This is a genomic window from Streptomyces sp. TM32, from assembly GCF_004122755.1.
Taxonomy (GTDB): Bacteria; Actinomycetota; Actinomycetes; order Streptomycetales; family Streptomycetaceae; genus Streptomyces; species Streptomyces sioyaensis.
Window position 1 is genome coordinate 25,347 of record NZ_SDIG01000057.1, and the last position, 8,619, is coordinate 33,965.

Annotated in this window: 8 protein-coding genes; 3 read left to right on the top strand and 5 right to left on the bottom strand. The window is 69.7% G+C overall.

Features of this window, described 5'->3' with window-relative positions; genetic code table 11:
- Window positions 1–56 precede the first annotated feature (56 nt).
- The 3 genes from EST92_RS15330 to EST92_RS15340 all read left to right on the top strand — a co-directional run bounded on the left by EST92_RS15330 (window position 57) and on the right by EST92_RS15340 (window position 3,224).
- Window positions 57–1,385 (top strand): VCBS repeat-containing protein, encoded by a 1,329-nt coding sequence (locus EST92_RS15330; protein ID WP_129281493.1) that lies wholly within the window; start codon window positions 57–59, stop codon window positions 1,383–1,385.
- 132 nt (window positions 1,386–1,517) lie between these two features.
- The gene (locus EST92_RS32720) at window positions 1,518–2,186 is read left to right on the top strand and encodes a GNAT family N-acetyltransferase (protein WP_343283797.1); all 669 of its coding nucleotides are present in this window, start codon (window positions 1,518–1,520) and stop codon (window positions 2,184–2,186) included.
- Window positions 2,187–2,285: 99 nt separating this feature from the next.
- Window positions 2,286–3,224, top strand: coding sequence for a Yip1 family protein (locus tag EST92_RS15340; RefSeq protein WP_129281499.1), 939 nt, complete (start codon window positions 2,286–2,288; stop codon window positions 3,222–3,224).
- Between the two features lie 130 nt (window positions 3,225–3,354).
- On the opposite strand, the gene EST92_RS15345 is transcribed toward EST92_RS15340, so the two are convergent.
- From EST92_RS15345 to dcd, 5 genes are all read right to left on the bottom strand, one after another.
- Complete coding sequence (locus EST92_RS15345; protein WP_129281494.1) at window positions 3,355–4,851, bottom strand: ricin-type beta-trefoil lectin domain protein; 1,497 nt, start codon at window positions 4,849–4,851, stop codon at window positions 3,355–3,357.
- A 437-nt stretch (window positions 4,852–5,288) separates the two neighbouring features.
- Entirely contained in the window at window positions 5,289–5,495 is a 207-nt protein-coding gene (locus EST92_RS15350; RefSeq protein WP_129281495.1) for a hypothetical protein, read from the bottom strand.
- 17 nt (window positions 5,496–5,512) lie between these two features.
- The gene (locus EST92_RS15355) at window positions 5,513–6,508 is read right to left on the bottom strand and encodes a hypothetical protein (RefSeq protein ID WP_129281496.1); all 996 of its coding nucleotides are present in this window, start codon (window positions 6,506–6,508) and stop codon (window positions 5,513–5,515) included.
- Window positions 6,509–6,997: 489 nt separating this feature from the next.
- Window positions 6,998–7,507 carry a phosphoribosyltransferase gene (locus tag EST92_RS15360; RefSeq protein ID WP_174244025.1) on the bottom strand — a complete coding sequence of 170 codons (510 nt, stop codon included), beginning with the start codon at window positions 7,505–7,507 and terminating at the stop codon, window positions 6,998–7,000.
- A gap of 89 nt (window positions 7,508–7,596) precedes the next feature.
- Window positions 7,597–8,172, bottom strand: coding sequence for a dCTP deaminase (dcd, locus tag EST92_RS15365; RefSeq protein WP_129250210.1), 576 nt, complete (start codon window positions 8,170–8,172; stop codon window positions 7,597–7,599).
- Window positions 8,173–8,619 lie beyond the last annotated feature (447 nt).

An 8,619-nucleotide genomic window follows, 5' to 3' on the forward strand; every position in this document is an offset into this window, starting at 1 on the left:
ATCAGGGGCGGGGAATGACGACACGACGACAGCGGTACGAACGGGGTGGGGACGGCATGCGAGGACGGTCTGCCGTGGCAGCGGGGCTCGGGCTCGCGCTCGCCCTTTTCCTCAGCTCCTGCGGCCCGCTCTCCTCCTCCGGTGCCGGCCGTCCCGCCGCCCGGCACCGTGCCTCCTCGCTCCCTGCCGCGCGCGCCGTCCCCGCCGGCCACGGCAGCCGGACCGCCCATGACTTCAACGGGGACGGCCATCCCGACCTCGTCGTCGACAGCCTGCTCGCGCCCGCCAAAGGTCATGACGACGACCCCGGCATCGGCATCGTCTACGGCTCCGCGCACGGACTCGCCCCGGCCACCAGGGAGTTGCTCACCCCGGCCCGGAACGCCGCGCGCACCGGCTCGGCCGTGCCCGCGTCCTTCGAGGCCGAAACCGTCTGCGATCTCGACCAGGACGGCTTCAGCGACCTCGTCGTCACCACGGACCCGCCCTACGACGGCATCGGCCGCCCGCCCGTCCCCGTCCAGCTCCTCTTCGGCTCACCGCGGGGGCTCGGCGCCGGCCGCGCCGTGCGGCTCCGCATCCCCGACCGGGCCAGGTTCGGCAACGAATGGCCCGACCAGCCGGTCTGCGGCGACTTCGACGGGGACGGCGCCGAGGACCTGGCCGTCACCGCCTCCGGCCCCCGGATCAGCTACCTCCGGGGCCCGTTCACCCGCACCGGCGCTCCCAAGGCAGCCGGCGCACCGATCAACGTCCCCGGGACCGCCCTGGCCACCGCGGCTCCCCTCTCGTCCGCCGCCGACCTCGATCACGACGGCGCCGACGACCTCCTCGTACGCACCGCCGCCCCCGGCCACCGGGCCCGCAGCCGTCTGGCGCTCGGCGGCCCCCGGGGCCCCGTCCGCGCGGGGCCGGCGGCCTACCCGCCCGGTTACGCCACGGTCTTCGGCCACTTCTCCGCCGCCGGCCGGGGACCGACTCCCGCCACCGCCGGCACCGACGGCCTGCTGTCCGTCGCCGGCCGCCCCGGCCCCCTCCACACGGGGACGGGCGGCACGCCCACCCTCGCCGCCGCCGAGGTGACCGGCGACGACTACACGGACCTCGTCATAGGCGGCACCCGCCCCGCCCTCCTCGTCGGCTCTGCGGACGGGCTGTCCACCACCGTGCGCCGCCTCACGGCGCCCCGCCTCCCCGGGCCCGGCCGCCCGCTCTCCACGGTCCTCGCCCTCACCGACTTCGACGGCGACGGCCATGCCGACCTCGTACTGCTGACCCGGCACGGCCACACCCACGACAGGGTGACGGTCCACCCCGGCGGCCCGTCAGGCCTCGCCTCAAAGCCAGAGGTGTCGTTCACCACGGCGGACTTCACGGCTCCCTGAGTGGTTCATGACCAAGAGTCAGGACCACCGCGGTCATGGGGCGATGGGGCCAGGGGAGCCGCCACCCAGTCGTCAAAGCACCCATCTGACAATGAAGTTGCCGCTCCCGAGGCGCGCCCCGACCATGACGACATGGACAGGAAAGCGCGCCCCCACACCGGCACGGCCCCCCACAGGGACACCGGCACCGCCACCGCCGCCAGCAGCAACACCCGCACCACCGCCTTCAACGCGAGCATGAACATGCCTGACACCCCGTACGCCACCGCCTCAAGCCCCGGCGTCCCACCGACTGCAGCCCCCACTACGGCCCCCGCCCCGCCCCTCACCATCCGGCTCGCCATACCCACCGACGCCCCGGCGATAGCCGCCATCCACCAGGCATCACGACAGGTCACCATGCCCTACCTGCCGCCCCAGCGCCGTACCCATGACGAGGTCACCCGCTGGGTCCGGGAGATCGTGCTGCCGCAGTGTCACACCGTCGTCGCCGCCTGTGGTCCGGAGCTCCTCGGCTATGCCGCCGTCCGGGGCGAACTGCTCGACCAGCTCTATCTGCGCCCGGACGTCCGCCGCACCGGCATCGGCAGCCTGCTGCTCGCCGCGGCACGGCGGCACCGCCCGGACGGCCTGTTCCTGCACGTCTTCCAACTCAACGCGGACGCCCGGGCGTTCTACGCCCACCACGGCTTCCGGGTGGTGGCCACGGACGACGGCAGGAGCAACATGGAGAACCTGCCGCAGCTCACCCTCCGATGGACGCCGGCTTCCGTCCCCGTTCCCCCTCGGGGAACCCCCTAGGGGATGTCACAGGTCAGCAGCAAACCCCGCCCCGATCCCCCAGCTCGGCCACCCCATCCACGCGGACCAGGTACTTTCGAGTACGTGGCTGGATTCAGGATGGGTCGCGGACGGGATGCCCGCCCCGCGCAGAACGGACAGCAAGGGCAGCAGGGGCAGCAGGCTCCGTACGGACAGCAAGGGCCGTACGGACAGCAGCCCCCACCGCCGCACGGGCAGTGGCAGCAGCCACCGCAGCAGTACGGCGGCGGGCCGCAGGGACAGCCGCACGGCCAGCACGGCGAGCCCGAGTACTTCGGCGACGGCGGCTACCACCCCCAGCAGTCCTACCCGCCGTATGGGAACGACAACAACCCAGGTCACACCCAGCAGTTCAGCGTCGGCGAGGCGCCGGACGCCTATGGTGCGCAGCCGGGCGGGTACGACAACGGCCCCGACGGCGCGTACGCAGCCGGCGGCACCTACCGCGCCGGGCAGACCAGCGCACCGCCGGCCGGCCCCAAGCTGCACTGGAAGCAGTTGCTGTCCGGCATCGTGCTGCGCCCCGAGGCCACGTTCTGGCAGATGCGCGACCACGCGGTCTGGGCCCCCGCCCTCGTCGTCACCTTCATCTACGGCCTGCTCGCGGTCTTCGGCTTCGACAAGGCCCGCGCGGATGTGCTGAACGCCACGCTGTCCAACAGCATCCCCTGGGTGCTGATCACCGCGGTGATGTTCATCATCGGCAGCCTGATCCTGGGCGCGGTCACCCACACCATGGCCCGCCAGCTCGGCGGCGACGGCGCCTGGCAGCCGACCATCGGCCTGGCCATGCTGATCATGACGATCACGGACGCGCCCCGGCTGCTCTTCGCCATGTTCCTCGGCGGCGACAGCACCCTGGTGCAGGTCCTGGGCTGGCTGACCTGGCTCGCCACCGGCTATCTGCTCACCTCCATGGTGAGCAAGTCGCACGACCTGCCGTGGCCCAAGGCCCTCGGCGCCTCCGCGATCCAGCTGGTCGCCCTGCTCGCCCTGCTGAAGCTCGGCACGCTGTAACGCCGTCCCGGCCACGGGCAAGGGGCCCGCCCCGGAGCACACAAGCTCCGGAGCGGGCCCCTTGCCGTACGACCGCACACCCTGCCGCACAGGAACAGGCCCCAGGCCCCAGGCCCCAGGAGAGACACCCCTAGGCGAACCGCTGCCCGGCCGACCCGTCACACCCCTGCAACCGCAGCGGTTCCTTCGCCGCCCCCAGCGTCAGGCACAGCGACGGCGCGGCGGCCGGCCGGATGGTGCCGTCGGCCCGTACGAACTCCTGGTTGGCCGCGCCCGAGCAGTTCCACAGCACCAGACCGGCCCCGGCCGCGTACCGGGCGCCGGGCACGTCCAGACACCGGTCCTGGGTCAGCTCCACATGCACCGACCGCCGCTCGGGGTCGTACCACCAGCCCTGGTTGCGCCCGCCGTGGCAGTCCCAGCCGCCGACCGCCGTCCCGTCGCCGCTCGCGCCGCCGGTCGCATCCACACAGCTGCCCGTGGCGGCGTTCCTCAGCGGCCGGTACGCGTCGTCCCAGGCCCCCGCGTACAGCTTCGGCTGCCCGGTGCTCGCCGGATCGGCGCAGGACGCCTCCCGCAGCCCCGACGCATACAACTGGGTCAGACACGAGGCGAACGCGCCGTGCCCGCGGGCGTTGGGGTGGAAGGACTGCCGCACCGAGTTCGCGTTCGGCGGGAAGGGGTTGGTGAGGTTCACCCACAGCCCGCGGGCCCAGGTGTCCTCCATGCACACCTCGTGCCCGTGGAACAGCCGCGAGGCGTCCAGATAGGTCGCGCCCGTGTCCCGCGCGGCCGTCCGCATCCCCTTCTCGAACGCCGGCACGGCGGCATTGCGCCCCCAGCCCGCGTCGGAGGTGTAGCCGGTACAGCCGCCCGGCAGCTTCCCCGGGTAGTGCGGGTTGTCCGTCACATCCGGCCCGATCGGGCTCGGATACGACATCACCACGAGCCGGTAGTCACCGTCCGCGTACCCGGCGTCCCGCATCACGGTCCGCAGATCGGCCACCGTCCGCTCGACCTTCGGCACCAGAGCGTCGACCCGCGCCTGCCAGCCCGGCCGGTACTTCGGCTCGCAGGTGCCCTGGAACAGGAACCAGCGCTCCACGCAGTCCGTCATCACCGGCCCGAACTGCAGATCGTCATTGGCGCCCGCAACCAGCAGCACCATCTTCAGCCGCGTGTTGCGGGCCTTGATCGCCAGACTGTCGCTCTGCACCAGCTCATCGGCGTACTGCTTGCTGCCACCGATCACGATGTTGCCGCTGGAGGCACCCGAGCAGGCGACGTTGTACGTCACATCCGCCGCGATCCCGGTCCGGTGGATCGCCGAGTCCGGTGAGCGGTGACACCAGTTGTCCGGCCCGTCGGTACCCGGCTCGTACGTCCCGACACCCTCCCCCGAGATCTCGCTGTCCCCCAGCGAGATCACCGCGGTCTTCCGCTCCCCGACCGGCCGCTCCGCCGGATCCCCGTACAGCCCGGCCGCCTCCCGCGCCCGGATCGTCTCCAGCTCGGGCGACAGCGGCTTGGCGGCCGGCCCGTCCCGTCCCACGGCCCCGGCCGCGGCACTCGCCCCGCCCGCCGCCACGGTGCACACCAAGGTCACCGCCGCCGCCGAGGTCGCCACCGCCGCCCGGAACCGCCGCCGGGCACCCGCCCCGGACCGCGTACGCCACCCACGTAACGCCCCCCGCCCGCGTCTCGCACGCACCATGGGGCCTCCCCTCCGGTCTGCTGTTACCGCGGGTTGTAGTCGCAGCCACACCCGGACGGAACACTCGGAACGGGATTGGCCGGAACCCGCACACAGCAGACCACCCGACCGCCAACTCCCTTACGGGATCGGCGACCGGGTGGATCGACGACGTCACGTGCCAGCGGCCTTCAGGCGTCGAGTATCTGCCCCTCGCGCCGCACGACCGGCGGCTCGACGCTCCACGCCGAGGGGCCACCAGATTCGGACAGTTACGGGCCGACTGCACTGAGGAGCGAAAGTGGCCCCTGACCCAAGGATCCCAGGTCAGGGGCCACTAATCTGCGGAGTACTGCGTCAGCGCCGCAGGGTCAGACCCTGCCCTTCCGTCGTGCGGTGAAGAGTCGCGCTGCGAGCGCCAGGACGAATACCGCGGGTATGAAGGCGATGTCCATGGACTGGAACGGTGAAGCTGAGAGCACGAGGCGCACTATCAGCATGCACGCGTAGAGCAGGACGGTGACCAGCGCGCTGGCCGCATACGGGTTGGCCGGCTCGGTCGTAAGAAATCGGCGCACGTTGGTCCACCTCTCCTTCAGCACTTGTAGTTCTTCGCTCCGCCGTAAATACCTGTGTAACCGATCTTAACCTCCACGCACTTGTTGTACGTGGCGGCCGATGACCAAACGCCTTGGAAGTGCGACAGGGTCCCCCCTGCGATGACGCCACAGGCCACAGCGGCGGCAGGTACGCCGAGAAATCCACACAAGGCCGCGCCGCCTGCTGCGTACTTCACCTTGGAGGCATACTTCTTAACTTCAGCCTTGCTGAACCTGTAGTAAACGTTCCAGCCGTAGCTGACGGTGGGGTCGGCCACTACGGGAAACGCGGTGGTCTCGTTCGTCTCGATGGTCTGTATCAGCGAGTTCCCGTCGAGCCTGTAAGCAGTGGAGACTTTCTTGCCGTTGGCGTCCTTGGCCCAGGGCGCGTCTATGGAGCCGACCACCAGGACGGGTTCGCCCCCCTGGGTCTGACGGATGAGGTCGTATCCGCCTTCACCGTTGCCGACAGCCTTGACGCCCGCCGGCAGATCGAGTTTGAAACGCTGACTGGTGGGCGCCTTGGCGTCCTTGAGGGTGACCAGGGTGCGGGCACCGCCGTCGGTGGTGGACTGGACGGCGACATCGGTACGGGGTGCGGCGTCGGGATAGACCACGGTGCCCACGCCGGCCTTGACGCCTTCCACGTCCTTGGCGCCGGGCAGGGTCAGGCCGAGCGAAGCGCCGGTGTCAGTGGCGGCCTTGAGGGTGCCGGTGGCCGTATCCGGCGCGGTGACCGTGACGGCGCGGCCACCGCTGGTGGTGACGGTTCTGGTCAGCGGCGCGCCCGGGGCCGCTGCCGAGGAGGCGACGTCTGCGGTCCCGGTCGCCTTTTCCACGACCGCAGCCGCATGTTCCGCATTCCGCCAGCTGGTACCTGTCTGGGCGTTGGCCGGTATGGCGGAGGCCAAGAGTGCCGCAGCAGCGGTGACGGCCACTGTGGCGGCCGTGAGCCTGCTGGACTTGCGGCGGATGGTGGTGCTGGTCTGCACGCCCCGTTCTCCCTGATCAAAGTGTTTTCGGGCACAGCAAAAAGCCCCGTCTGTGGCGATGGGGGCTGGCATGCGTGCCATGGTCGGATTTATCCCACCAGGACCAGGGCCAGGAAGGCTGTGACGCAAAGCACAAATCCAGGCTTCGTTTTGATCAAGTAAAGAAAGGTCGCTCAATCTCCTTTGCGGAGTGGGCGTTGGTACCCACCGCCTTGCCGATTAAGGCCCACGACGCGAAGCCTCGTATGCGGTCGGGCCGCCAGGCCGGGCTGTCCAGTTCGGGTACTCGCCGCCCGAGGTTCACGATTCCGGTACGCAGTGCCAACTCCGTCCACCTCCGTGAAGTACGCGGTCGAGCGCAGTCATCCACGCATGCACAGCGATCCGGAACGAAAACGGCCCCTGACCGGGAGTTCCCTGGTCAGGGGCCATCTACTTACGGAGGCTGCGGGATTTGCACCCACGCCGAGGCGTTACCTCACGACAGTGTTACAGAGCGTCCTTCGACGCAGTGATCGGTGTGCCAGACTTACGGCATGGAGGCAACACAGACCAGGGGAAGTTGATCCACTCATCCGTGCGCTTCCACACGTACTCGCACTTCACCAGCGAGTGCGGCTTCTCATAGATCACCGCGCTGCGGACCTCCGCCACGGTCCCCTGGCAGAAGTCGTGGACGAGCTTGAGCGTCTTGCCGGTGTCCGCCACATCGTCGGCGATCAGCACCTTCTTCTCCGAGAAGTCGATCGCGTTCGGCACCGGCGCCAGCATGACCGGCATCTCCAGGGTGGTCCCCACCCCCGTGTAGAACTCCACGTTCACCAGGTGGATGTTCTTGCAGTCCAGCGCGTACGCCAGCCCCCCGGCGACGAACACCCCGCCACGGGCGATCGACAGCACGACATCGGGCTCGTACCCGTCGTCGGCGATCGTCTGCGCCAGCTCGCGGATCGCCCCACCGAACCGCTCGTACGTCAGGTTCTCCCGCACGTCACTCACGTATCTCTCTCAGACCTTCTGTGTCCACGCACTGCCACGCGCCCGCCCTGAGCGCGCCCCCCGCACCGACGCGGCTGTGTCCTACCTGGTCATACCTGCGAACGGTGGAAGTTCTTGAACGACCGGGACGGCGTCGGACCGCGCTGCCCCTGGTAACGGGAGCCGTACCGCTCACTGCCGTACGGGTGCTCGGCCGGCGAGGTCAGCCGGAACATGCACAGCTGGCCGATCTTCATGCCCGGCCACAGCTTGATCGGCAGCGTGGCGACATTGCTCAGCTCCAGCGTCACGTGACCGCTGAAGCCCGGGTCGATGAACCCGGCGGTCGAATGTGTCAGCAGCCCCAGCCGCCCCAGCGAGCTCTTCCCCTCCAGCCGGGACGCAAGATCATCAGGCAGCGTGATGACCTCGTACGTCGAGGCCAGCACGAACTCGCCCGGGTGCAGGATGAACGCCTCATCCCCCTCGGGCACGACCTCACGGGTCAGATCGCACTGCTCGACGGCGGGGTCGATGTGCGGGTAGCGGTGATTCTCGAACACCCGGAAATAGCGGTCGAGCCGCACGTCGATGCTGGACGGCTGCACCATCGATTCGTCATAGGGGTCGATACGCACCCGACCAGCATCGATCTCGGCCCGGATGTCCTTGTCTGAGAGAAGCACGCAGACGAGGATACGCGCCCACCCGGCCCCCCCTCGCACGACGAGGGCCCGGCCCCCCATCAGGGAAGCCGGGCCCCAGACCATTCCTTATTGCTTCTGCTCGTTACTTCTGCTCGCCGCTGCCGCTCGTCCTGCGTGCCGCCGCTCTACCGGCCGCTACCGCTTTGCGTACTCGACGGGCACCGAGTGCCGCAGCCGAGCACAGCGCGGGCAGCGCAACAGCCGTCCGGGACCGAGCCGGTCGGTGGTCTGCATCGGGAACGAAGCGGTGCTGAACACGTGGCCCTCGGCACAACGTACGACGGTGCGCTCCATCAAGTCCCTCTCCCAACTGCGTGGACAACAAAAGCCACATTAGGGGATGAACTGGGCGCCCTCACAGGCGGCACTCCGGTGCTCAACCGTACGCCTCAACTCCCGTGCCCCGCACCCGCATCCCACCCGCGC

Excerpts from the sequence above, each read along its gene's own strand:
- EST92_RS15330 (WP_129281493.1), top strand. The coding sequence starts at position 57 with ATGCGAGGACGGTCTGCCGTGGCAGCGGGGCTCGGGCTCGCGCTCGCC.
- EST92_RS32720 (WP_343283797.1), top strand. The coding sequence starts at position 1,518 with ATGGACAGGAAAGCGCGCCCCCACACCGGCACGGCCCCCCACAGGGAC.
- EST92_RS15340 (WP_129281499.1), top strand. The coding sequence starts at position 2,286 with ATGGGTCGCGGACGGGATGCCCGCCCCGCGCAGAACGGACAGCAAGGG.